Origin of the sequence: Pseudomonas sp. 2822-15 (genome assembly GCF_002742515.1) — a bacterium.
GTDB classification, from domain to species: domain Bacteria; phylum Pseudomonadota; class Gammaproteobacteria; order Pseudomonadales; family Pseudomonadaceae; genus Aquipseudomonas; species Aquipseudomonas salomonii.
This window is the reverse complement of record NZ_LJRY01000358.1, coordinates 1-229: the sequence shown is the minus strand read 5'-3', so window position 1 is coordinate 229 and position 229 is coordinate 1. Positions and strand designations below refer to the sequence as shown.

Sequence of the window (229 nt, the reverse complement as noted above, 5' to 3'; positions counted from 1 at the left end):
GTTATGGCCCAGCCTCTCTAAATATTAGATAATACCTAATTCTTTTCCTGCTTTTTCGAATGCATTTAATGCTTCCTGTAATAACTCTTCTGTATGATCCGCTGTCACTATTGTTCTTACCCTTGCCATACCTTTAGCAACAGTAGGGAATGCTATACCTTGTGCAAAGACACCATAGGATAATAGTTTGTCAGATAATTGATGTGCTTTCGCTTCATCACCAACGATT

1 pseudogene is annotated in these 229 nt (G+C 38.0%); it reads right to left on the bottom strand.

The window, feature by feature from the left end:
* Positions 1-24 precede the first annotated feature (24 nt).
* Positions 25-229 (bottom strand): annotated as a pseudogene (locus tag AOA59_RS28760) (8-amino-7-oxononanoate synthase); the annotation flags it as partial.